The sequence below is a fragment of the Streptomyces sp. JL2001 genome, from assembly GCF_050917515.1.
In the GTDB taxonomy this organism is placed as follows: domain Bacteria; phylum Actinomycetota; class Actinomycetes; order Streptomycetales; family Streptomycetaceae; genus Streptomyces.
Genome location: NZ_CP169421.1, coordinates 5,028,256 through 5,051,085 on the forward strand (window position 1 = coordinate 5,028,256; position 22,830 = coordinate 5,051,085).

Consider the following 22,830-nt stretch of genomic DNA (forward strand, 5'->3'; position numbering starts at 1 on the left):
TCTACTCCGCCGAGGGCTGCGGCGGCACCGCAGCGGGCGCTGTCCCGACCGGGGCTTTCGCTCCCACGCCCCCCGCGCGCTGGAAAGTACGCCGTCCCAGCCTTCCCAGGGCTCGGTAGAAGCGGTCCGGCAGGAACGCGGCATCCGCGACGATCATCGCGCCGGAGAAGAGTGGCAGTCCCATGAGCACCGCGATATTCACGTGCATGCCCAACAGAAGGATCAGCACGGGGTATTTGATCCTGCCGAACAGGACGAACGGAAAGGCGACCTGCACCAGCACCGTCAGATAGCCGACGACGGCGATCAGCAGGTGCTGGCCGGCGACCACCTGAGACAGCTCGGGCCAGGGCCGGAACAGGTCGATGTTCAGGACGTAGTGGAGGGCGGTGCCATCTCCCCACCTGGGACCCTGGACCTTGTACAGGCCCGCGCATCCGTAGAGGAAGCAGACCTGGGCGGCGATGACGAACATCCCGCAGTTGTGCATCACCGTGGTCAAGACGACGCGGGCGTCCCCGAGATGGTGCCGGAGACGGCCGCCCCGCGGGTCTGACGTTTCGCCCGCCGACGCCTGGAGCCGGGCCCTGCGGGCGTCGAGGGACCAGCGCCGGCCGCACGCGGTGAACACCAGGTACACAGCCATGAGGACCATGAGATTGTCCCCGCCGTCCGCCATGAAGAGCGCCCTGGCGTGGAAGGACACCACCACGACCGCGAACAGCACGGACATCGCCCGCGTCCGCCAGCCCAGCAGGAACAGCGCACACGTGACCAGGGCCACGGCGTAGCAGACCTCGAAGTACACCCGGCTGTCGGACAGGGTGAGAATGCTGGCCCACCCGCTCTGGTCGAACAGCTGCCTGGCCAGCGTGGGCGTCCACGGTGACCCCGGGCCCCACATCTCGTCGCGGTGTGGGAACTCGCGGAGCAGGAAGACGAGATAGAGCAGCCCGTACCCGATGCGCAGCACGGCCGCCGCATACAGAGACACCGGCCGCTCGGTCAGGAGGACGAGGAACGCGTGGACCCGGCCGAGTACGCGCTGGGTCACGAGCACAGCGGCCCGCTCGGTGGTACGACCCGACGCTTTCGGCGCCGCGACCGGCTCTTGCTCAGTTCGTTGCATGCGAGGCCACCTTCCACCAGGGCAGATACCGGGTTTCGGCCCGCGTCGGTGTCGCCGCGGCCGGGCGGGATGCAGCCGCTGCGTCGGGCGCGGCGATGGGCCGCGAGATCACCCGCAGCTGGATGGAGTCGAAGGTGCCGCCGTGCTGGGCGGCGACGCGCTCTGCTGCGATGTTGCGCAGGTACTTCTCGATCATCAGAGCCCGCTCCGAGCGCGGCTTGTTGTCGCTGCCGTGCGTCTTGAGGTACGAATTCCAGGCCTGGCGCAGCATGTTCTGTGCCGTGTGGCTCGGGAAGACGTTGTGTTTGACGGCGGAGTCGTCCGCGGCGGTCAGATCGATCCAGCCACTCACCCGTGCGGTGCCGTCCGGTGCCGTCTGCTTGACCCTCGCCGAGATCTGCCGGTTGACGGACTGGGGATTCGGGGCGAAGAGCCGCCAGTTCTGCTCGAACACGGGCCGGACCCACGCGTTGACCTGCCGGCTGTACGCCCTCGAAATGGCATTCGGAGGCGCCACGTACAGAAACACCAGGAGTACGTGGACCAGGGTCACCGCCAGGCACAGGGCCACCGCGGCTCCTGTGGCAGCGCTCAACGGGCGGGGTGGCCCTGAGTTCTCACGGGTGCCACCCGGCCCCCCGCCGCCGTCCTGCGCTGCCGGCTCAGCGCCGGTCCGCTGCGGATACTTCACGTTTGTCGACTCAGCACCGCTCAGCACGGCCCCACCCGGTCCTTCCCATCCTGACTGTTCGCACCTGCTGCTCCCGCTTCCGCAGGCGGCGCGCGACGGAACTTGATGACGATCCGCCGCGCACCACCCGTCTCACACTCGGCGCGGAACGTGCGCCTCGTGCACGTTGTGCCTATCCGGCCTGTTGCGCCGGCCGGACTGCTACGGCTTGTGGTGGCCGGGCTTCCCCGGCTTCGCGGGGGAGTCGCAGGCGCAGTCGCCGTATCCGCCCGTGCCGTAGCCGGTGTCGTGGCCGCCCGTGTCGTGCCCGCCGGTGTCGTGCCCGCCCGTGGCGGCGTCGCCGGTGGCGGCGTCGCCCGTGGTCGCGGCGTCGCCCGTGGTCGCGGCGTCGCCGGTGGTGGCAGCGTCACCCGTGGTGGCGGCGTCACCCGTGGTTGCGGCGTCGCCGGTGGTGGCGGCGTCGCCGGTGGTCGTGGTGGTGGCGGCGTCGCCGGTGGTCGTGGTGGTGGCGGCGTCGCCCGTCGCGGCGTCGCCCGTGGTCGTGGTGGTGGCGGCGTCGCCCGTGGTCGTGGTGGTGGTGTTCTCACACACCGGCCTGGTGATCACGTTGTTGTTCAGCGTCACGGCCGCGGTGCGGGCCAGCACACGGCCCTGGATCGTCGCCCCACTGTTGACAGTGATCGAGGTGAGCGCCATGAGGGTGCCCACGAAGGTTGAACCGGACCCCAGCGTCGCCGATTCGTCGGTCACCCAGAACACGTTGCACGCCTGGGCGCCGTTCTGGAGGACGATGCTGCTCCCGGTTGCCGTGGTCAGTCCCGCGGGAACCTTGAACACCCAGACCGCGTCAGGATTGTTCTGGGCGTCCAGAGTCCAGGTCCCGTTGACCAGGAGGCCGGATTCGACGGCGTAGGTACCCGGGGCCAGCGTGGGAGTCACGGGTGCCGGGGAAAGGTTGAATTCCGTGGGCTGACCGAAGGCGTTGTCGTACGCCGTGCCAAGATCGGCCTTCGCTCCTGCGGCTGCCGCGCCTGCATAGATCGTCCCGCCCACCACCGTTCCGGGCGGGAAGCCCGTAACGGCGGTACCCGGAGATACACCGACATCGCCGGTGACCACAGAATTACCTTCGTTGGTGACCGTCGAACCGGCCAGTACCGCGAAGCTTGCCGCGGTACCCAACGGGACCGCAGTTGCCGCATTTGCTCGTGTGGGAGTCACTGCGACGACGGCAACAGCGACCAGCAGGGTGAGTACCCCCGCGATCTAGGCCGTCATTGTGCGCCGTTGTGGCGCATCGGGAATGTTCAGTGTCATCAAGGAGCCAACTCCTGTATGGGGTGGTGGCGTCCGGCGTTCCTCGTCGAAGGGAATCGCCTCTTGTGTCGGCGGCACCTTACGCAGGCCCTGATCTCGGCGATGCCTCGGTCGATCCATGTCGACGGAATCAACCGATACGGATCAAGGAACGTACGATAATGGTGAGCCGACTGGCCGCCCCGGCTGTGTGATGATTCGCCGCCGATGCAGTTAATCCCTCCCGTCGCACCTCTAATATGCAGACGTTCTGCGCCGAAACTCGGCGGCACGTTCTCGGCACTTTTGAATCCGTCCACAACGAAGCGAGAAATCTCAGCGCACGGAATTAACGATTCTTCCGCCAAGTGAATGTCGGCCTACCTGGAGTGGGGTCGACGAAGCCGTGCCCCGGCCTGGTGGCGCCGGAAGTGCACCAGCGGGCAGACGCTCGATGAGGCGGTGCCGGGTACGGGCTGCGGTCCTGGACCGGATCCTTGCGGGCAGGACCACGATCCACTTGTGTGCGATTGATCCGCCGAGCGTGGCGGCGCGCCCGGAGGGATGCGCTCACCCCGTACGAGTCCGGGTCTCCTGTCGGGCGCCGGTTCGACGACCGCCGGCACACCTGCCTGACGCACCGGCTCAACGCCGGCGTCCCGGCCGCGACCGTGGCGGAGTGGGCGGGCGACGGCGTCCCCCGTCGGCGGATCGAGGGGGCGGGGGAGCTGCCGGACCCGGCCGCGCCGGGCGGGCTGAGGAATTTCTCCGCGTACGCTCCGCGGCCACCTGCGGAAACCCGGTGCCGGCCGGCCACCGCCGGACGCACCCCGGCCCCGCCAGGGGCGCCTCCGGCCCCGTACGGATCACCGGACACTGCCCCTGACCAGCAAAAAGACCCTCCCGAAGGAGGGTCCCGATCTTGCGCCCCCGGCAGGACTCGAACCTGCGGCCAAGTGCTTAGAAGGCACCTGCTCTATCCACTGAGCTACGGGGGCCGGTTGGTGGCCGGGCGGCCGCAGCCCCCTGGTGGGTGGGGTGTGGCCTTGCCGGGACAAGGATAGGGCTCTGCTCACCTTGGCCCGGTTGCTTCACCTGCGTGGCACGATGTGGAGGTTCGGTGAAGCGGAACGATAATCGCAGGCAGGTGCGATTCTCGCAGCGCTTTTTGCGCCACTCGGCCCGGGTGTTGTGCACTCGTTATGCCTGAGTCTCGCGTCATCAGCCGTTCGGTCGGCGCGTAAGACCGCTATACGCTTCAAAATGGCTCCAAAATTGGGCATTCTTCGCATGTGGTGACCTTGGACGAACGGCCTCAGCTGATCGACGCACTCTCCGCCCTGCGCGACTGTGTCGCCGCCGTGCGTCTACCCCTCCCTCTCCCAGGCGCTCCACGCGCCCGCCAGACCAGGGTCGAGCTGCTCGCCCAGCTCGACGACTACCTGGTCCCCCGGCTCAAGGATCCCGACGCCCCGCTCCTCGCCGTCGTCGGCGGGTCCACCGGGGCCGGGAAGTCCACCCTCGTCAACTCCCTTGTGGGGCGGCGCGTCAGCGAGGCGGGGGTGCTCCGGCCCACCACGCGCACCCCCGTGCTGGTCTGCCACCCCGACGACCACCACTGGTTCGCCGGTCTGCGGGTCCTGCCGCAGCTCACCCGCGTCTGGCTGCCCCAGCAGGACGACGACGCGGCCGAGGAGCCCCCGGAGGACAACGCGCTGCGCGTCGAGACCTCCTCCGCCCTGCCCCGCGGCCTCGCGCTGCTCGACGCGCCGGACATCGACTCACTCGTCGTCGAGAACCGGCTGCTCGCCGCCGAGTTGATGTGCGCCGCCGACATCTGGGTGATGGTGACGACCGCCTCGCGGTACGCCGACGCGGTGCCCTGGCATCTGCTCCGTACCGCCAAGGAGTACGACGCCTCCCTCGTCACCGTCCTCGACCGGGTGCCCCATCAGGTCATCGGGGAGGTCTCCCGCCAGTACGAGGCACTCCTCGACAAGGCCGGCCTCGGGGAGGTGCCCCGGTTCACCATCCCCGAGCTGCCGGAGTCGGCCGGCGGCGGCAGCGGCCTGCTGCCCGACACCGCCGTCGCCCCGCTGCGCGCCTGGCTCGCCCACCGGGCCCTGGACCCCGCCGCCCGCCAGCAGGCCGTCGGCCGCACCGCGGCCGGGGTCATCGACTCCCTCGACTCCCGCCTGCCCGAACTCGCCGGCGCGGTCGCCGCCCAGTACGCCGCCGCCGTACGGCTCGGCGGCGCGGTCGAGGCCGCGTACCAGGACCAGGCCGAGCGCGTACGGAAGCAGCTCCGCCGCGGTTCCGTCCTCGCGGGCGACGCCCGGACCCGCTGGCGCGGCTATCCCCGGGACAGCTCCGCCGACGAGCTCCTCGACGCCCTCGTCGAATCACTCGGCGCCCTGGTGCAGTGCGCGGTCGCCGCGGCCGAGGAGCGGGTACGGGACGCCTGGCGGCGCGAGCCCGCCGCGGGTGCCCTCGGCGCCCACCCCGGCCACTCCGGACCCGCCGCGTCGGACCGTGAGGCGGGGGAGCGGATCGGCATCGCCGTACGGCGCTGGCGCCGGGTCCTCGAAGAGCTGGTGGAGGACGAGCTGCGCACCACCGACCGCACCGTTCCCGCACGTACCGTCGCCCCCGACGCGGACACCGTCGTCGCCCTGCTCGCCGCCGCGCTCCTGGGCGGCCGCCGCACCCGCGCCGCCGGCGAACGGCTCGCCGAGCTCCTCGGCGCGCAGACCGCCCTGCGCCTGCGCGACAAGGGCGGCGAGCTCGTCGTCGCGTGCGTCGACGGCGCCCTGCACGCCGAACGCGACCTGCGCATCGCTCCACTGGAAGCCCTCGACGTGACCCCCGAGCCGCAGGCGGCGCTGATCGCCGCGCTCTCCGTACTGCAGAAGGAGAAGTGAGGACCGGTGAGCAGCAGCACGGTGGACGACCGCTGGGACGACGGGCTGATCGCACGGCGGGCGGCCGAACGGGCCGGTCATCCGCTCCTTCCCCACGAGACGGAGCGTGACGCCGACGCGCCGGAGGACAACCTGCCGGCCCTCGGCGGCACGTACGGCGGCCCCCTGCGGGCCCGTCTCGACGCCCTGCACGAGCTCGTGGGCCTCTCCCGCACCCGGCTGGAGACCGACACCCTCGCCGAGGCCGGCCGGGTGCTCGACGAGGCGGCCGCCCGCCAGCGGCTGTCCTCGCGGCACACGGTCGTCGCCATCGCGGGCGCCACGGGCAGCGGCAAGTCGACCCTCTTCAACGCCCTCGCCGGCGTCCCGGTGTCCGAGACCGGCCTGCGCCGCCCGACCACCTCCGCGCCCATCGCACTCAGTTGGTCGGAGGGGTCGGCGGGGCTCCTGGACCGGCTCGCGGTCCCCGGCCGGCTGCGCCGCCGGCCGCTCGCGGGCGGTGCCGGTGACGAGGAGCTGCAGGGGCTCGTCCTGATCGACCTGCCCGACCACGATTCGGCCGTCACGGCCCACCGGGACCAGGTCGACCGGGTGCTCGGCCTGGTCGACGCCGTGATCTGGGTCGTCGATCCGGAGAAGTACGCCGACGCCGCCCTGCACGAGCGCTACCTGCGGCCGCTCGCGGGCCACGCCGAGGTCACCTTCGTCGTCCTCAACCAGATCGACCGGCTGGGCACCGAGGCGGCCGACCTGGTCCTGGACGACCTGCGCCGCCTCCTCGACGAGGACGGCATGGCGCTCGGCGAGCACGGCGAGCCCGGCGCGACCGTCCTGGCCCTCTCCGCCCTCACCGGGGAGGGGGTCGGCGACCTGCGCGAACTCCTCGGCCGCTTCGTCCAGGAGCGCACCGCGCCCGCCCGGCGGCTGTCGGCCGACGTCGACGCCGCGGCGGCACGGCTCCGCTCGGTGTACGTCGCCGACGGCCAGACCGGCCTGGGGGAGCGGGCGCGGGAGGACTTCGCCGCCCGGCTCGCGGTCGCGGTGGGCGCCTCTGCGGCCGGCGAGGCCGCCGAACGCGTCTGGCGCCGCAACGCCATCCGCGCCTGCGGCACGCCCTGGCTCCGGTTGTACCGCTGGTACGAGCGGGTGCGCGAGCACGGCAGCGCCGTGCCGCCTCCCGAGACACCGGCCGAGGAGGAGTTGACGGCACGTCAGCGGGTGGAGCAGGCGGTACGGATCGTGGCCGACGAGGCCTCACGCGGGCTGCCGGTGCCCTGGGCGCTGGCGGTCCGCGAGGCGGCCGTGCGCGGAGCCGCGGGTCTGCCCGAGGCGCTGGACGAGCTGACGGCGAGCGTCGGGGACCCGGCCGCGCGTCCGCCCCGGCCCGCCTGGTGGCCGGCCGCCGTGCTGGCGCAGGTGCTGATGACGTTCCTGCAGCTCTTCGGCGCGCTGTGGCTGGTCGGACAGATCGTCGGGGTCGTCGAGCCCGGGCTGCTGCCGCCCGTGCTGATCATGGTCGGCGGGATCGTCGGCGGGCCGCTGGTGGAGTGGGCGTGCGCGGCGGCGGTCAAGGGCCCGGCCCGGCGCTACGGGCAGGAGGCCGAGCGCAAGCTGCGGGAGGCGGCCGGCGGCTGCGGGCGGGCACGGGTGCTGGACCCGATCTCGGCCGAGCTGATGCGCTACCGGGAGGTGCGCGAGCAGTACGTGACGGTGTCGGGGACGCGGGCGGGCGCCCGGATCACCGCCGGTTCGCGGCTGGGGGCGACCCGCCGGGGGGCGCGCCTGAGGTGACGGCCCGACCCTGCGCAGGAGGTCCCCGCGCAGGGCTCGTTGCCGGGTCCATCCCCCGGAAGCGTGACGAGTCTGTCCACAAGTTGCTGGTTGTGCACAGCCGGCAGCAGCTTTCTCGCGACGGGTCCAGCATGGGGACAGCCGTGGGGGCGACGGGGTCCGGGGCGGCAGGGACACGGGGGAGGGGTCGTGAACGACACGATGGTCACGCTCGTCGGGAACGTGGCGACGGCGGTCGAGTACCGGGACACCGCTGCGGGCGGAGTGGCGAGGTTCCGCTTCGCGGTCACGGCGCGTCGCTGGGACCGGGAGCGGGGCACCTGGTCCGACGGACACACCAGCTTCTACACGGTCTTCGCCTGGCGGACCCTCGGCGCGCATCTCGCGGCGTCGGTCTCCGTCGGCGAACCTCTGCTGGTGCACGGCCGGCTGAAGGTGCGTGAGGAGGAGCGGGAGGGCCGGCGCCGCGTGTTCGTGGACGTCGAGGCGATGGCGGCGGGCCACGATCTGACGCGCGGCACGGCGGCGTTCAGACGGACGGTGACGGCCGAACCGCGGGCGAGGGAACGAGGAGAGGGCATCGTCCCCGCCTCGCCGGTCCGGCCGGACCGGGAACCACAGACCCTGGAAGCCGTCCCCTGAGCCCGAGTTGTCGGCGATTTGTCGATACGTTGACCTGCGATCTCGGGGTAACAGGCCCTTCTGATAACGATTATGAGTCGGAATGGTTATCAGACCGTACGAACGGGCACTCGGGCCTCCCCCATCCCTAGGATTCCCGGATACTCATGCGTCACTTGAGTAATCGGGTCTGTGAGTCTGCGGCGAAGCGCTCCCCCCACGTGTCTCGACCATGACGCGGAGCAGCTCGCCCGGAGGGGAAATCCATGTTTTCTGTTCGGAGGCGCGGCCTTGCCCGCCTTGCCGCTGCGACCGCCGTCACCGGCCTCGTCGCGGCCGGTGCGATAGCCGTCGCTGGACCGGCGGTGGCCGACGAGGCCCCGCAGGGCACCGGGGGCGCCACGGCCACGCTCGGTGACCTGAAGATCTATGACACGGTCAAGATCAAGGGTCGCGAGAAGGGCATCTCGGCCGGACTCTTCGAAATGAAGGTCACGCCGGGTGGGACGATCCAGACCTACTGCATCGACCTGTACACCGGCGCCAAGACGGGCGAGGAGTACAAGGAGGTCGGCTGGGACCAGTCCTCCCTGCACGACAACGAGGACGCCGGCAAGATCCGCTGGATCCTGCAGAACTCCTACCCGCAGGTGAACGACCTGGCCGCACTGGCCAGCAAGGTCGGCGCCAAGAAGCTGACCGAGAAGACCGCCGCCGCCGCCACGCAGGCCGCGATCTGGCACTTCTCGGACGACGTCGAGGCCATGCCGGTCAACAAGGACGCCAAGAAGCTGACGGAGTACCTGGAGAAGGAGGCGAAGAACCTGGAGGAGCCGAAGGCGTCCCTCAGCCTGAGCCCCTCCTCGGTCGCCGGCAAGGCCGGTGAGCGCCTCGGCCCGATCACGGTCAGCACCAACGCGGAGAAGGCCTCGGTCTCCCTCGCCCCGGGTGCCGCGGCCGGCGTGAAGATCGTCGACAAGGACGGCAAGGTCGTCACCGAGGCCGCCAACGGCGCGCAGCTCTTCCTCGACGTCCCGGCCGGCACCGCCGACGGCGCCGCCGAGATCGACGTGAAGGCCGACACCACGGTCCCGATCGGCCGCGCGTTCGTCAGCACCCGCGTCAAGAGCCAGACCCTGATCCTGGCCGGCACCAGCACCTCCACCGTCTCCGCCAAGGCCTCCGCGACCTGGGCGAAGAAGGGCCCGATCCCGGCCGTCTCGGCCGAGAAGAACTGCGCCAAGGGCGGCCTGGACATCACGGCCTCCAACGAGGGTGACGAGGACTTCTCCTTCGAGCTGCAGGGCAAGAAGTACACGATCGCCGCCGGCAAGTCGGAGACCGTGACGATCCCGGTCGCCGAGGACCAGGCGTACGACTTCACGATCACCGGCCCGAACGGCTTCGAGAAGAACTTCAAGGGCGTTCTGGACTGCAAGACGGCCACCCCCGGCCCGCTGCCGTCCGAGACCCCCTCGACGTCTCCCTCCCCGGCCACGGCCGGCGGCTCCACCACGGGCAACACCACCGGTGGCGACCTCGCCGAGACCGGTAGCTCCAACGCCACCCCGATGATCGCCGGCATCGCCGTCGTCCTCGTGGTGCTCGGTGGCGGCGCGGTGTTCTTCCTCCGCCGCAAGAAGGCCATGGGCCAGTAGTACCCCGCTGAACGGCAGGTGACGGGGGTTCGGCCCCCGTCACCGACGGCCCCGGTGCGCATCACGCGCACCGGGGCCGTCGCCGTTTCCGGACCGGGGCGGGCCGTGCCGCCACCGGCGCGGGCCGGGGTGGTGGGGCCTGGGCGCGGCCGGCCGTCGTGGGCGACGACCGGGGACAGGTCCTACGTCACCGAAGTCAGGCTCGCGTAGACGACGGTGTTGGCCTGGTAGCCGGTCTTCGCGGACCAGGTCCCGCCGCACGTGATCAGGCGCAGCTCCGGGCCGCCGGACCCGCCGTAGACCTTCTTGTCGGGGAAGCGGTTCTTCGCGTAGACCTCCACCGCGTCGACCGTGAAGCGGGCCGTGCGCCCGTCCTTGCGTACGACCGAGACCTGTGCGCCCGGTGTCAGGGCGCCCAGCCGGTAGAAGACGGCCGGGCCCTTCGGGGTGTCCACGTGGCCGGTCACGACGGCCGTTCCCGCGGCGCCGGGTGACGTCCCGTCGGCGTACCACCCGGCCAGGTCGGGCTTCGTCAGGGGCGGCGGCAGCAGCCTGCCGGTCGCGTCCAGTCCCAACCCGGTCAGGGGAGCGTCGATCGCGACGGCGGGGATCACGACCCGCACCGGGTCGGACGGCGGCAACGGGTCCGGGAGGAGCCGCGGGGCGGCCGGGGGAGCCGGCCGCGCGGCCGGGCGGGTCTGCGTCGCCGTGGGCTGCGGAGGCTCGGTCCCGCGCAGCGCGTTGGCCAGCAGCAGGGAGCCGAGGAGCCCGGTCCAGGCGAGCGTCTTGAACGAGGGGACACGGCGCGGCGCGGTGCCGCCACGGCGCTTTCTGCGGCCTCTTTCCATCGTGGTGGCGCCTTTGCTCGACGGCGGGCACGAGGCCCGCGGGGACACCGGCCTCCGGCGTCCGCCCGGGGGACGGGACACCGGAGGCCGGTCGGCGGACGAGCCGTCAGGCCGCGATGCCGGAGCCCGCGGACCGCCGGCGCATGCGGATCACCCCGCCGGTCACCGCTCCGGCAAGCAGCAGGCCGCCCAGGGCGAGCTGCGTCCCCTTCGAGGCGTCCCCGCCGAAGCCGGCGTCGACGGCCCCGTTGGGACGGCCGGAGATCTGGTACGTGGCGGTCAGCTTGATGCGCGGCGGGCACTTGAGCGTCACGGTGTCGGTCCCCGAGGGGGCGTCGGCCGGCAGCGTGAACTCGCCCACCAGCACGCCCTTCCGGTCACCGGCGAAGAGGTGGAACTTCCCGCCCGCCTCCGATTCGCCCTTGCCGTACGTCTCCTTGCCGCAGGCGGTGGTGCTGACGGTGACGGTGCTGCCGGGAGCGGCCTTGCGGGGGCTGATGCGGACGTCCCCGCTCCCCTCCCCCGCCGCGGCGACGGCGGCGGGGGCGGACAGGGCGAGGGCGCCCACGACCAGGGCGACCTGGAGACCGGTATGACGTGCGTGTGCGAGACGCATGCTTCTCTCCTTCTACGGAGCGTTCTCGGCCGGCCCGGGTGCGCGGCGCCTGTGCTGTGCTCCGAGCACGAGGCAATAACCGGCCCCCGGCCCTCGCAACGCGAGAGCCGGACGCCCGGGTCACCCGCTCGGCCGCAAGATCGTCTCCTCCGCCCTCGTCACCGCAGGTGGCGGTCGCGCCACACCCGCGCGGACCGCGCGACCCCGACGGGTACGAACGGGGTAGGGGCCGCCGCCGGACCGGGGGCGCGCCGGGGCCGCGGACCGGCCCCGACCGGGCGACCGGGAGCCGGCGGGACGGGGGAGCGCGCCTCGGTGATCGACGGGCCCGGCCGGGCGGTCACGGCCCCGGCCACCGGCCCGGCCGGGCGGTCACCGACCGCCAGGGGGCCCGGACGACCTGTTCCCGCCCGCTCCGGCGAGCGGCGCCGGGCCGCCCGCGGGCGGTACGAGAGGGGCAGAGGCGGTCCGCGGCGACCGGCAGTGACGGGGCGGCTACCGGGGTGACCGGAGAAGCCGCAGGTCAGGGGTCAGGGCAGGTACTGGTTCGCTCCCGGGGGTGGCGGTCAGGCAAGATGGGGTGTATCTGCCCACTCACTCTTTGCCGGACGGTTTCTCTTGGCTGAGTACATCTACACGATGCGCAAAACGCGCAAGGCGCACGGCGACAAGGTCATCCTCGATGACGTGACGCTGAGCTTCCTGCCCGGTGCGAAGATCGGTGTGGTCGGCCCTAACGGTGCCGGTAAGTCCACCGTCCTCAAGATCATGGCCGGGCTGGAGCAGCCGTCCAACGGCGACGCGTTCCTGTCCCCGGGCTTCACCGTCGGCATGCTCCTCCAGGAGCCCCCGCTCGACGAGTCGAAGACGGTCCTCGAGAACGTCCAGGACGGCGCCGCCGAGACCATGGGGAAGCTGAAGCGCTTCAACGAGGTCGCGGAGCTCATGGCGACCGACTACTCGGACGCGCTGATGGAGGAGATGGGCAAGCTCCAGGAGGACCTGGACCACGCCAACGCCTGGGACCTCGACGCGCAGCTCGAGCAGGCCATGGACGCCCTGGGCTGCCCGCCCGGCGACTGGGCCGTCACCAACCTCTCCGGCGGTGAGAAGCGCCGCGTCGCGCTCTGCAAGCTGCTCCTCGAGGCACCCGACCTGCTGCTCCTCGACGAGCCCACCAACCACCTGGACGCCGAGTCCGTGCAGTGGCTGGAGCAGCACCTCGCCAAGTACCCCGGCACCGTCGTCGCCGTCACCCACGACCGGTACTTCCTCGACAACGTCGCCGAGTGGATCCTCGAGCTCGACCGCGGTCGCGCCCACCCCTACGAGGGCAACTACTCCACCTACCTCGACACCAAGGCGACCCGCCTCAAGGTCGAGGGCCAGAAGGACGCCAAGCGTGCGAAGCGTCTGAAGGAGGAGCTGGAGTGGGTCCGCTCCAACGCCAAGGGCCGCCAGGCCAAGTCGAAGGCCCGTCTCGCCCGTTACGAGGAGATGGCGGCCGAGGCCGACAAGATGCGGAAGCTGGACTTCGAGGAGATCCAGATCCCGCCGGGCCCGCGTCTGGGCTCCATCGTCGTCGAGGTCGAGAACCTCTCGAAGGCCTTCGGCGAGAAGGTCCTCATCGACGACCTGTCCTTCACGCTGCCCCGTAACGGCATCGTCGGCGTCATCGGCCCGAACGGCGCCGGCAAGACCACGCTCTTCAAGATGCTCCAGGGTCTGGAGACCCCGGACAGCGGCAACATCAAGGTCGGCGAGACCGTCAAGATCTCGTACGTCGACCAGAGCCGCGCCAACATCGACCCGAAGAAGACGCTGTGGGCGGTCGTCTCCGACGAGCTGGACTACATCAACGTCGGCCACGTCGAGATGCCGTCCCGCGCCTACGTCTCCGCCTTCGGCTTCAAGGGCCCGGACCAGCAGAAGCCGGCCGGCGTCCTGTCGGGCGGTGAGCGCAACCGCCTCAACCTCGCGCTCACCCTCAAGCAGGGCGGCAACCTGCTGCTCCTCGACGAGCCGACCAACGACCTCGACGTCGAGACCCTCTCCTCGCTGGAGAACGCGCTCCTGGAGTTCCCGGGTGCGGCCGTGGTCGTCTCCCACGACCGCTGGTTCCTGGACCGGGTCGCCACGCACATCCTGGCGTACGAGGGCGACTCGAAGTGGTTCTGGTTCGAGGGCAACTTCGAGTCCTACGAGAAGAACAAGATCGAGCGTCTCGGCCCGGACGCGGCCCGTCCGCACCGTGCCACGTACAAGAAGCTGACCCGAGGCTGAGGTCTGTGACGAGGCACATCTACAGCTGCCCCCTGCGCTGGTCGGACATGGACGCCTTCGGGCACGTCAACAACGTCGTCTTCCTGCGGTACCTGGAAGAGGCGCGGATCGACTTCATGTTCCGGCTGGCGCCCGGGGACGGCTCTCCGTCCTTCTCGGGCGGGTCCGTCGTGGCCCGCCACGAGATCGACTACATACGGCCCCTGGTGCACCGGCACGAGCCGGTCACCATCGAGTCGTGGGTGACGAAGATGGGTGCGGCGTCGCTGACGATCGCGTACGAGATCAAGGACCCCGGGACGGTGTACGTCCGGGCCTCCACGGTCGTCGTGCCGTTCGACCTGGCCGCGCAGCGGCCGCGCCGCATCTCCGCCGAGGAGCGCATGTTCCTCGAGGAGTACATGGACGACGGGATGACGTCCGCCGCATGATCGCGCCGCTGCACTTCGACGACGCCAGGGAGGCGGCCGACCTCGCCGCCTTCCTGGGCCGGCTGCTCCGCTACGACCGGGCCGCCGCCGTCCGCCTCCAGGCGGGCGGCGGGGCGCTGGCCGTCTTCGGCAGGCCGCCGTCGTTCGAGGTGCTGGCCATCCGGACCGCGCGGCTCGTCGACGCGGTCGACCTGGACGTCACCGTTTCCGCCGGTGAACTCCTCGAAGGCATCGAGGAGTCGGCCGGCAAGGCCGTCGTCCCGGACGCCGTCACCGGACCGCCGTGGGCGGGGGTCCTGCCCCCGCGCGGCGGCTGGGAGCCGGTGGCCGGAGTGCCGGACGCGGCGGAGCTGCGGGCCGCGGTGGCCGCCGCCGTCGCCGAGTTCCGGGCGCGGGACGAGGAGCTGCCGCAGGAGCGGCGGACGCGGGCCGAGCGGGACCGCATCGGCCGCGAGATCTGGTCGCGGACGGTGGCGGGCACCGGCCTTCCGCTGCGAGGCGTCCACGCCGCGCAGTCGCTCGGCTTCCTGCCGCCCCTGCCGGACGTGCCCGTCGCGCTGCTCGCCGCCGGGCCCTGGCTCCGCCTGCGCACCCCCTACGGGTCGATCGCGCTCCGCACGGTCGCCCCGGCCCTCTCGGTCACCCCGACGGCCCGGCCGCACGGCCACTGACCGTCCGTTCCACCGAGCCCCGCTCCCCGTCCGTGGCACAGTGACGGGCATGACGATCACGCGCACCCCCGTCCTGGGCGTACGGGGCGCCCTCACCTCCGGCGAACTCGACGAGCTCTTCGCGGCCTCCTGGCCGGGACACCAGCCCACCGACTTCGCGCCCGTCCTCGCCCGCAGCCTCCTGTGGGTGACCGCGCGCCGCGGGGACAGGCTGGTGGGGTACGTGAACGTCGTCGGGGACGGCGGCGCGCACGCCTTCGTGCTGGACACGACCGTCCACCCCGACGAGCGGCGGCAGGGGCTCGGCGTCGCGCTCGTGCGGGCCGCCGCCGACGCCGCTCGCGAGGGCGGCGCGCACTGGCTGCACGTCGACTTCGAACCGCACCTCACCGCGTTCTACGAGCGGTGCGGCTTCCGGCCGACCAGCGCCGGACTGCTGGCCCTCGACGGCTGAGCGCCGCCGCGGATCCTCCCGCCCCGGCCCGCGTCACTCCCGCGCCTCCGGCGGGTGGCCGCGGCAGGCACCCGCCACCCCCGAGCCTGTGCCCCCTCCCCGGAGCGTCGACGTCCGGAGCCCCCCCCCGGAGCCCGCGCCGTCCTCAGCGTTCGGCTTCGTCCGGCCAGACCCCGATGTGGTCCTGCTCCAGTTCCAGCATCACGCGGTGCTCCATGCGCAACGCCTCCGTGTACTCCGCCGGCAACTGCAGCCGCCCCGCCCGGTCGAGCATCGCGTACTCCCGTGCCACCAGGGACTCCTGGCCCGCCTCGTCGACCTCCGTGCGGCGCAGCACCTCGGAGGACGTGCGGCCGTCGCGGATGGCGACCGTGCGGCGGACCTCGGAGGCGACCGTCTGGTCGTGGGTGACGATGACGATCGTCGTGCCCAGTTCCTCGTTCGCGCGCCGGAACGCCGCGAAGACCTGCTCGCCCGTCGCCGAGTCCAGCTCGCCCGTCGGCTCGTCCGCGAGCAGGACGGACGGCGAGTTGGCCAGGGCGACCGCGATCGCGACCCGCTGCTGCTGACCGCCGGACATCTGGAACGGGCGACGGTCCCGGCAGTCCGCGACCTCCAGCATGGTCAGCAGTTCCTCCGCCCGCTGCGTCTTCTTCGCGCGGCTCGACCGTCCCCGCAACTGCATCGGCAGCGCCACGTTCTGAGCGGCCGTCAGGTACGGCAGCAGGTTGCGCGCCGTCTGCTGCCAGACGAAGCCCACCACGTCCCGCCGGTAGCGCAGCCGGGCCTTCGCGTCCATCGCGAGCAGGTCGCAGCCCGCGACCTTGGCCGCGCCCGCCGTCGGTACGTCCAAGCCCGCCAGGATGTTCATCAGCGTCGACTTGCCGGAGCCGGAGGCGCCCACCAGGGCCATCAACTCGCCCTCCTTGACCAGGAGGTCGAGCCCCTGGAGTGCCTGCACCTCCACCCCGTCGGTGGTGAAGATGCGCACCAGCCGGTCGCAGGCGATCAGCGCGTCGTGGCCGTACGAGGGACGGTCGCGACGGGCCGTCGCCCGGCGCTCCAGCTCGGCCAGCGAGGTGTCGGTCGTCGTCATCGTGCGTCTCCTGCCCTGAGTTCCTTGATCGAGCCTCTGCGTGCCGCCCACGCCGCCTGCAGCAGCGCCGCCGCCCCCGTCAGCACCACGACGCCGACCGCGGGGAGGACCAGCGACCACGGGTCCGCGCGCAGGGGCGCGCTGTCGAGCGAGGCCAGCCCCGGTGTCGCCGAGAGGGCGAGCCGGACCAGGTCCACGCCCGGGGCGAGCAGCAGGATCGTCGCCCAGCCGACCAGCGTCCCGCCGACCGCCGCCAGCAGGGTCTGGGGAAGCGCCTCCAGTCCCAGCAGCCGTCGGCCCTGCCCGCGGGTCAGGCCCATCGTCCGCAGCCGGGCCAGCAGCGTGGCCCGCTCGGGCGAGGACTGCAGCAGCGAGAGGAGCACGGCGAGGACGGCGTAGCCGGCGCCCGCTCCGATCGCCGTCAGGTAGATCAGCTCGGCGCCGGTCTGCATCGGCGAGTCCACGTACGTGGCGAGCCGCTCCGTGCGCAGGACGACAGCGAAGTCGCGGGACTTCGCCGCCACCGCGGCCCGCAGCGCCCTGCCGTCCGCGGACGGGCCGGTGGCCAGCAGCGTGGTGTTCGCCCGGTGGGTCAGGTCCGCCCCGTTGACGAGCAGGAAGTCGGCGCCGGACAGGGCCGGAGTGGCGGCCCGTACGGCGACGATCCGGACCCGGAACTCGCCGGCCGCCGTCACCATGTCCCGCGGCTCCGTGCCCAGTCGCGCCGCGACGGCGGGCGAGGCGACGGCGGGCAGGACCCGGGAGTGGTCGACCTTGCCGCCGGTGCCGGTGGACCCCAGCAGGTCGGCGGGGAAGGGACCGAAGCCGGTCCGCCGGGCGAGGCGGGTGTACGACTCCGGGTCGACCCCGACCAGCGGGGCGCTCGTCGTCTCCGGCGACTGCCCGGTGCCGGTCGGCAGGGAGACGCCGTACTCGATCTGGACGGCGGTCACGTCCCGGACCCCCGGCGTGCCGCGCACGGCCTCCGCCAGGCCGTCGGGCAGTGGTACGGCGTCGGCGGCCCCGGAGATCCGCGCGTCCGCGCCGGTCTCCAGGAGCGCCGCCCGGTCGCGGGCGTCCGCGACGCCGGCCAGCACCGAACCGCCGAAGGCCGCCGTCGTCAGTGCCACGAGCAGGGCGAGCAGGGGCAGCGCCCCGATGGCCGAGGACCGGGCGGCCCGGGCGAGCGAGAGGTAGCCGACCGCGCCCCGCAGCCTGCGGGCGGGCCGGGCCGCCCAGCGCAGCGGCACCGGGTACAGCCGTACGAGCACCAGGGCGGCGATCAGCGCGACCAGCACCGGCGCCGCGCTGACCAGGTGGTCCCCGGCGTCGTCGGTGCCTCGCCGGCGCAGGGCGGCGACCGCGCCAGCGGCCAGCACGAGGAGGGTGAGTTCGGTGACCGTACGGCCCCGGGACGGGCGGGCGTCGACGAGGTCGTCGCGCCCGCCGTGGACGAGGGGCCTGCGGTGCAGGAACACGGCGCGCAGCGGGAGCGCCAGGCAGGCGAGCAGGGCGACGGCCCCGGCGGCGGCGAGCGCGGGCAGGAAGCGGGCCTCGGGCAGCAGCTGGGTGGCGGCCAGCAGGCCGAGTCCGGTGGCGGGCAGCGCCAGGACGGCCGTCTCGCCCAGCAGCCGGCCGCCGATCCCGGTCAGCGAGCCGCCGCGTGAGCGCAGCAGCCCCAGCTCGGCGGCGCGCCGGTTCGCGAAGAGGCCGCCCGTCATGGCGAGGACGACCGCGGCGACCGAGCCGATGCCGAAGGCGGCGACGGCCACGACCGGGGCGATCGCCGCGCGCATCCCGCCGTAGGCGCCGACGACCTCGTCGAGGTCGGTGGAGACGGCGCCGGTGGGGCCGACGGCCTGACGGACCTTCACCAGGTCGGGTCCGCCGGTGAGCGAGGCGATCGCCTCGCCGAGCCGTGTCTCGTCCTGTGCGGTGAGATGGCCGGCGGTGGGGGCGAACCGCCAGTACAGTTCCGGCTCCCCGGCGGTCGAGAGCAGGGTCGGGGCGCCGGCCGGGGGCAGGAGCAGCGCCGCCTGCCAGTAGTACAGCGGGTCCATGCCGCCGGGCTTCACCGCGAAGGAGGGGGTCCGCAGCAGCGGCTCGACGGACCAGAAGGCGCTCTGCGGACGCACGGGTTCGACGATGCCGGTGACGGTCACGGCGAGCGGCGGGCCGGCGTACAGGGCCGGCAGGTGGACGACCGAACCGACCTTCAGGTGCAGAGACTTCGCCGTCTCCGCGGTGACCGCGGCCTCGCTCCCCTTCCTCCCGTCCGCCGTCGCGGGCAGGCGTCCCTCCCGGACGGTCACGTGCCGGTCGAGGCCCGACGGCGTGCTGAGGACGAACTCGGGCGGCAGGCCGTACGGCTGCGGGAGCCAGCGGTCGAGTCCGGTGACCCGCTTGCTGGTCCGCACGCCGTGGACCGACTGCTCGGGGTCGATGCGCAGGGGGGCCGGGATCGTCTTCTCCAGCGCGGCCCGTCGGCGGGCCAGTGGCTCGGGGAGCACCGCGGCCTCGCGGCTCTCCGGCGGGAGGTCGGAGGCCGGCGGGCCGGTCGTGATGTCGAGGACGGTGGTGCGGGGCGGGGCCGTGCCGATGCCGTGGCGCAGCCCCTCGGTCTCGTAGCTGTCGACGGCCCGCGGGAGAGCCGCGGCGAGGAACGCGGTCACCAGGACGAGCAGCGCGAAGGCGCCGGCCGCTCCGGGGGCGGTCCGCAGCCGGGTCCGTACCCAGGGCGCCACGGCCCGGGTGGACGTGCGGGGCATCTCGATGGCCTTCCTGTCGGGCGTCCTGGCGGGTGCGGTGCTCGTCACTGGTCCCCCTGGTGGCGCAGGGTCACGACCGGGTCGGTACGGCGCAGCGCGATCGCGGAGACGATCAGCAGCGGCAGTACGGCGACCCCGGCGAGCAGCAGGGCCACCTGGCCGGCCGGCAGCTGGACCAGGACGGTGGGGACGGGCCGGGCGGCCTGGCCGGTCAGGACCACCAGCGGGACGACGGCCCGGGTCAGCAGCGCGCCGAGTGCCAGACCGACGGCCAGGCCGATGGCGACCAGCAGGCCCTGCTCGGCGGCGATCAGCCGGGCGAGCTGGCGGCGCGGGGCGCCGAGCGCCCGCAACACGCCGAACTCGGCGGAGCGTTCGCGGGTGGAGCCGGCGGCGCTGACGGCGAAGCCGACCGCGGCGAGGGCGGCCGCGGCGACGGCCACGGCCATCAGTGCCGCGTTCGGTCCCGCCCCGAGCGGATCGCCGAGCAGCTCGGCGGCGGCCTCGTCCCGCACCAGGACCTGCGCCGGATCGGCGTCGGGGCGGGCGCGCAGCGTCTTCGCGACCTCGCCGGAGCGGCCGGGCGCGGTCGTCAGCCACCACTCGGTGGGGGCCAGGGTCGCGGTGGGGACGCGGGAGAGGTACTGGTTGGCCGCGTGCAGGTCGACCAGGAGCGCGCCCCCGTCGTCGGGGGTGGCCGCGGGGGCGGTCGCGGACGGGGACGTGGCGCCGGCGCCGGTGGTCGGCAGCTCGCGGACGCTGCCCGCGATCGTCACGTCCAGCTTGAGGCCGCCGAGGGACACCTCGACCCGGTCGCCCTGCTTCGCCCCGGACGCCGCCAGGAAGGCGTCGCTGGCCAGGCCCCGCACGGTCCCTGGGGGAGCGGGCCGGGGGGCGGCCAGCCGCAGGCCGTAGTCCTCCTGCCCGGGGAAGGGGCCGGCCGGCGAGGTGGTGCCGGCCCGGAAGCCGAGCTCGTACGGCGTGGCGGCGGTGGCCCGCCCCGTCAGCCGGGCCGGGCTCTGCGGCTCGCCGTTCGACGTCTCGTGGTACTCGGTGGTCCAGGAGCCGAGCGCCGTTCCGGGGGCGAGGGGGCGCTCCGCGCCGTCGTGCAGGGACGCGAGGCGTGCGACGGTGAGGGTCTGGCCGCCGCCCCTGCCGTGGGTGACCTGCCCGTCCAGCTCCAGACCGGTCAGGGTCAGTCGTCCGGCGGATCCGGCGTCCGTCGTCCTCGCGGCGGCCCGGCGGGTCGTTCCCGCGCCGCCGCCGGCCTCCGCGGCGACGTCCGCCTGCGGACGCAGGTCGAGGGTGAGCCGGTGCGTCCTGCCGTCCGACGGCAGCGGACCGAGGAGCTGGCGGTAGGGGATGCCGTACCGGTCCTCCACGACGACGGTCACCCGGGTCGGGGGCGTGCCGGGCGGGGCCGTGCGCCGCAGGTCCAGGGCCAGTCCGGTGGCGCCGGCGGGCAGCGCGAGTCCCGGGCGCGGCCCCGCCTTCGGGGCCAGCGACCTCAGCAGTGCGGTGGCCGGGCGGTCCGTGAGGTCCTCGCGCAGCAGTACGCCGTCGGCGGCGTGCACGGTGTCGAGGGCGAGGACGGTGGCCGTGTGGTTGCCGGCGAAGTCCATGGTGCCGCGGTGCGCGGGGGCGACCGAGCGGACGGCCGGCAGCGCCGTGAACGCGCGCGCCTGCTCCGGGTCGGTGACGCCGTTGACCAGAACCCGGACGGCGGTGCCCGTGCGGAAGTCGGCCTGGTCGGCCTGCGAGCGGTCCCAGGACGCGCTCTGCCCGATGGCGAGCATGCCCATCGCGACCGCGAGGACGAGCAGCAGCACGGGACCCGCGCCGCGCAGCGGACGGCGGCTGAACTGCCAGCCGGCGAGCGCGGCGGGCAGCCCCCGTCCGCCCGCGGCGCGCCGCTCGGCGAGCCTGGCGGCGGGCGGCAGCAGGCGCAGGGTCAGCACGGTGCCGGCGAGGAGCGCGAGCGCGGGCGCGGTGACCAGCAGCGGGTCGATGCCGAGGTCGCCCTCGCGGTCGCCGCTCAGCGCGCCGCTGCCCCCGCCCGTGCCGGTCTGGCGGTCGAGCTGCCAGTACGCGACGGCCGCGACGACGAGGAGACCGATGTCGGCGCCGGCCCGCACCGGCCCGGGCAGGGCGGATGCCCGGCCCTTGCGGAGCGAGACGGTGCCCCCGTCCCCGGCGGCCAGGGCGGGGGCCACGACGGCGGCGGCGCAGCACACCGCGACCAGGACGGCGACCAGCCACACCTGTCCGGCCGCCGCGTCGTCGAGTCGCACGCCGAGCGAGCCGAGCGCCGAGCGGTCGGCGAGCAGCCGGGTCAGCGGGCCGGCGAGCAGCGGCGCGAGCACGGCCGCGGGCAGCGCGAGCAGCAGGGCCTCGACGGCGGCGAGCGAGGCGATCCGGCGCCGCGAGCCGCCGCGGGCGCGCAGCAGTTCGGTCTCCCCGGCACGCTCCGAGGAGAGCAGCCGGGCGACGAGGAGCAGGGCGTACGCGGCGAGCAGCACCAGCTGCACGGCGACGATCATCAGGGTGGAGCGGGAGACGAGCAGGGCCCGTCCGGTCTGTTCCAGGACCGTGGGCAGCGCGGTGCGCGCGGCGACCGCGCCGCCGAACGACGCGGTGTCGGCGGTGAGCGCCGCCGGCGTCCTCGTGGCGGCGTCGCGCAGCGCGTCCATCCGGCCGGTGCCGACGCCGCTGAAGTCGGCCGAGGCCAGCCAGGCCGTCTCGCCCACGGTGACGCGCCCGGAGCCGAGGACGGCGGGGTCGGCGAGCAGCGGACCGTAGGTGGTGAACACGACGGTCTTGACACCCCGGCCGCCGGCCTGGTCCAACTGCCAGTACGGGTCGTGGAGATCGAGCGGCCGGTAGACGCCGGTGATCCGGGCCTTCACCGGCTTCCCGCCGAGCCGGTCGGGCAGGTCGAGCACCGTGCCCGGGCCGGTCCGCAGGCGTGCGGCGGCCTCCTCGGGGAGCGCCACCTCGATCACGGGCCCCGCGCCGGCGGTGGGCCAGGCGCCCTTCACGAGGGCGAGCCGCGAGCGGTCGAGCGCGGCGAAGTGGGTGAGGTCCGGCTCGCCGAGCCGGGCGGCGGGCTCCTGGAGGGTCCGGGGCAGCGCGTACGGGCCCGACCGCTCCAGTTTCCGGACGGTCACGGGCAGCCCGTCGAAGGTCCGGCCGGCCGCCTTCCGGGTCGCCGCGTCGGCGGTCTCGCGCTGCGCCACCGGCACCTGTCCGGTGACGACCAGCGCGGCGGCGGGTGCGGACCGGCCCTGGAGCGTGCTCTGGAGGGCGGCGTCGCCGATGGACCCCGAGAAGGCGGCGAGCGTGGCCAGCACGGAGGTGGTCAGCAGGACGGCGAGGAGGGCCGCGGCGAGCAGCAGTCGGTGCGCCCTGACGCGCAGAAGTACGAACCCCGTCACCCATCCCCCTGAACCCACCGGACGCGTGGTCCGCACCGAACGCACGTTCCTCGGATGCTTTCAGAGGGCGGGTGGCCGGGGAAACCGCTTGCACCCCGACCTTGACTGGATCGTGACCGTTA

General features: G+C 73.4%; 16 protein-coding genes and 1 tRNA gene. 8 read left to right on the plus strand and 9 right to left on the minus strand.

The features are described 5' to 3' along the window. Position 1 precedes the first annotated feature (1 nt). The 4 genes from ACE1OA_RS22425 to ACE1OA_RS22440 form a co-directional block, all read right to left on the minus strand. Complete coding sequence (locus ACE1OA_RS22425) at positions 2-1,129, minus strand: HTTM domain-containing protein (RefSeq protein WP_432753272.1); 1,128 nt, start codon at positions 1,127-1,129, stop codon at positions 2-4. After that, complete coding sequence (locus tag ACE1OA_RS22430) at positions 1,116-1,700, minus strand: DUF5819 family protein (RefSeq protein WP_356598908.1); 585 nt, start codon at positions 1,698-1,700, stop codon at positions 1,116-1,118. The genes ACE1OA_RS22425 and ACE1OA_RS22430 overlap by 14 nt, the downstream gene beginning before the upstream one ends. A 321-nt stretch (positions 1,701-2,021) precedes the next feature. After that, positions 2,022-3,041 (minus strand): ice-binding family protein, encoded by a 1,020-nt coding sequence (locus tag ACE1OA_RS22435; RefSeq protein ID WP_432753273.1) that lies wholly within the window; start codon positions 3,039-3,041, stop codon positions 2,022-2,024. A gap of 1,000 nt (positions 3,042-4,041) precedes the next feature. Next, positions 4,042-4,114, minus strand: a tRNA-Arg gene (locus ACE1OA_RS22440). Between the two features lie 303 nt (positions 4,115-4,417). Here ACE1OA_RS22440 and ACE1OA_RS22445 point away from each other — a divergent pair. From ACE1OA_RS22445 to ACE1OA_RS22460, 4 genes are all read left to right on the plus strand, one after another. Next, complete coding sequence (locus tag ACE1OA_RS22445) at positions 4,418-6,037, plus strand: dynamin family protein (protein ID WP_356598906.1); 1,620 nt, start codon at positions 4,418-4,420, stop codon at positions 6,035-6,037. Positions 6,038-6,043: 6 nt separating this feature from the next. After that, on the plus strand, positions 6,044-7,828 hold the full coding sequence (locus ACE1OA_RS22450) for a GTPase (RefSeq protein ID WP_432753274.1): 1,785 nt from the start codon (positions 6,044-6,046) through the stop codon (positions 7,826-7,828). Positions 7,829-8,017: 189 nt separating this feature from the next. Then, positions 8,018-8,470: a single-stranded DNA-binding protein gene (locus ACE1OA_RS22455; RefSeq protein WP_432753275.1), complete on the plus strand. Its 453-nt coding sequence runs from the start codon at positions 8,018-8,020 to the stop codon at positions 8,468-8,470. Between the two features lie 245 nt (positions 8,471-8,715). Next, the gene (locus tag ACE1OA_RS22460; RefSeq protein WP_356598900.1) at positions 8,716-10,107 is read left to right on the plus strand and encodes a Cys-Gln thioester bond-forming surface protein; all 1,392 of its coding nucleotides are present in this window, start codon (positions 8,716-8,718) and stop codon (positions 10,105-10,107) included. A gap of 182 nt (positions 10,108-10,289) precedes the next feature. On the opposite strand, the gene ACE1OA_RS22465 is transcribed toward ACE1OA_RS22460, so the two are convergent. Together ACE1OA_RS22465 and ACE1OA_RS22470 are read right to left on the minus strand one after the other, a co-directional pair. Further along, positions 10,290-10,955 (minus strand): class F sortase, encoded by a 666-nt coding sequence (locus ACE1OA_RS22465; RefSeq protein ID WP_386543066.1) that lies wholly within the window; start codon positions 10,953-10,955, stop codon positions 10,290-10,292. Positions 10,956-11,061: 106 nt separating this feature from the next. Next, a complete protein-coding gene (locus ACE1OA_RS22470) occupies positions 11,062-11,571 on the minus strand; it encodes a sortase (protein WP_356598896.1) in 510 nt (169 codons plus the stop codon). A 618-nt stretch (positions 11,572-12,189) separates the two neighbouring features. Between ACE1OA_RS22470 and ettA the strand changes: the two genes are divergently transcribed. The 4 genes from ettA to ACE1OA_RS22490 are packed head-to-tail and all read left to right on the plus strand — an operon-like array spanning position 12,190 to position 15,410. After that, positions 12,190-13,854 (plus strand): energy-dependent translational throttle protein EttA, encoded by a 1,665-nt coding sequence (ettA, locus tag ACE1OA_RS22475; RefSeq protein WP_356598894.1) that lies wholly within the window; start codon positions 12,190-12,192, stop codon positions 13,852-13,854. 5 nt (positions 13,855-13,859) lie between these two features. After that, the gene (locus ACE1OA_RS22480) at positions 13,860-14,285 is read left to right on the plus strand and encodes an acyl-CoA thioesterase (protein ID WP_147978065.1); all 426 of its coding nucleotides are present in this window, start codon (positions 13,860-13,862) and stop codon (positions 14,283-14,285) included. Continuing rightward, a complete protein-coding gene (locus ACE1OA_RS22485; RefSeq protein ID WP_356598892.1) occupies positions 14,282-14,956 on the plus strand; it encodes a hypothetical protein in 675 nt (224 codons plus the stop codon). Before ACE1OA_RS22480 ends, ACE1OA_RS22485 begins: the two co-directional genes overlap by 4 nt. A 49-nt stretch (positions 14,957-15,005) precedes the next feature. After that, positions 15,006-15,410 carry a GNAT family N-acetyltransferase gene (locus ACE1OA_RS22490; protein WP_356598890.1) on the plus strand — a complete coding sequence of 135 codons (405 nt, stop codon included), beginning with the start codon at positions 15,006-15,008 and terminating at the stop codon, positions 15,408-15,410. Positions 15,411-15,555: 145 nt separating this feature from the next. On the opposite strand, the gene ACE1OA_RS22495 is transcribed toward ACE1OA_RS22490, so the two are convergent. The 3 genes from ACE1OA_RS22495 to ACE1OA_RS22505 are packed head-to-tail and all read right to left on the minus strand — an operon-like array spanning position 15,556 to position 22,708. Next, positions 15,556-16,506 (minus strand): ABC transporter ATP-binding protein, encoded by a 951-nt coding sequence (locus ACE1OA_RS22495; RefSeq protein WP_384866669.1) that lies wholly within the window; start codon positions 16,504-16,506, stop codon positions 15,556-15,558. Beyond that, positions 16,503-19,274, minus strand: a complete 2,772-nt coding sequence (locus ACE1OA_RS22500; protein WP_432754089.1) for an FtsX-like permease family protein — start codon at positions 19,272-19,274, stop codon at positions 16,503-16,505. Before ACE1OA_RS22500 ends, ACE1OA_RS22495 begins: the two co-directional genes overlap by 4 nt. A gap of 44 nt (positions 19,275-19,318) precedes the next feature. After that, positions 19,319-22,708 (minus strand): ABC transporter permease, encoded by a 3,390-nt coding sequence (locus ACE1OA_RS22505; RefSeq protein WP_386543068.1) that lies wholly within the window; start codon positions 22,706-22,708, stop codon positions 19,319-19,321. Between the last annotated feature and the right edge of the window lie 122 nt (positions 22,709-22,830).

Coding starts and splice junctions, on each gene's coding strand:
- ACE1OA_RS22500 (WP_432754089.1), bottom strand. CDS start 19,274: ATGCCCCGCACGTCCACCCGGGCCGTGGCGCCCTGGGTACGGACCCGG.
- ACE1OA_RS22490 (WP_356598890.1), top strand. CDS start 15,006: ATGACGATCACGCGCACCCCCGTCCTGGGCGTACGGGGCGCCCTCACC.
- ACE1OA_RS22470 (WP_356598896.1), bottom strand. CDS start 11,571: ATGCGTCTCGCACACGCACGTCATACCGGTCTCCAGGTCGCCCTGGTC.
- ACE1OA_RS22465 (WP_386543066.1), bottom strand. CDS start 10,955: ATGGAAAGAGGCCGCAGAAAGCGCCGTGGCGGCACCGCGCCGCGCCGT.
- ACE1OA_RS22425 (WP_432753272.1), bottom strand. CDS start 1,129: ATGCAACGAACTGAGCAAGAGCCGGTCGCGGCGCCGAAAGCGTCGGGT.
- ACE1OA_RS22495 (WP_384866669.1), bottom strand. CDS start 16,506: ATGACGACGACCGACACCTCGCTGGCCGAGCTGGAGCGCCGGGCGACG.
- ACE1OA_RS22485 (WP_356598892.1), top strand. CDS start 14,282: ATGATCGCGCCGCTGCACTTCGACGACGCCAGGGAGGCGGCCGACCTC.
- ACE1OA_RS22460 (WP_356598900.1), top strand. CDS start 8,716: ATGTTTTCTGTTCGGAGGCGCGGCCTTGCCCGCCTTGCCGCTGCGACC.